Here is a 572-nt window from a genome sequence, read left to right as displayed (position 1 = left end):
ATCGCGGTCTGGAACCGGCCGCGATTGTTTCTAGCGTGGCCACCATGAGCACAGCGAGCAGCACGGAGATTCGTCCGTTTCGTATCGAGGTGGCCCAAGCCGAACCGGAGGATCTGCACGATCGGCTGGAGCGCACCCGCCGGCCCGAGGTCCTGGCCGGGGTGGGCTGGTCCTACGGGGTCCCCCCGGACTACCTCTCAAAGACCTGGCCCACTACTGGCGCACCGGCTACGACTGGCGCGCTCAGGAGGCCCGCCTCAACACCTTCGCGCAGTTCCACACCACCATCGCGGGCCGGCCCATCCACTTCGCCCACGTGCGCTCACCCGACCCCGGCGCGCCGGCGCTGCTCCTCACCCACGGCCGGCCCGGCTCGATCGCCGAGTTCAGCGAACTGATCGGCCCGCTCACCAACCCCCGCGCCCAGGCCTTCCATGTGGTGGTGCCCTCCCTGCCCGGGTTCGGCTTCTCCGGGCCCACCCGCGAACCCGGCTGGACCAGCACCCGCATCGCCCGCGCCTGGGCCACACTGATGCACCGCCTCGGATACGACCGCTATATCGCCCACGGGG

General features: G+C 70.5%; 1 protein-coding gene and 1 pseudogene. Both read left to right on the top strand.

Features of this window, described 5'->3' with window-relative positions; genetic code table 11:
• Positions 1-44: 44 nt before the first annotated feature.
• A pseudogene (locus VS93_RS33620) lies at positions 45-143 on the top strand (hypothetical protein); the annotation flags it as partial.
• Between the two features lie 23 nt (positions 144-166).
• Positions 167-572 (top strand): epoxide hydrolase family protein (locus VS93_RS28785; protein ID WP_394298853.1); only part of this gene is annotated, 406 nt, incomplete at its 3' end.

The organism is Allosalinactinospora lopnorensis (assembly GCF_000981225.1).
GTDB classification, from domain to species: domain Bacteria; phylum Actinomycetota; class Actinomycetes; order Streptosporangiales; family Streptosporangiaceae; genus Allosalinactinospora; species Allosalinactinospora lopnorensis.
This window is presented reverse-complemented; position numbering and strand designations above follow the sequence as displayed.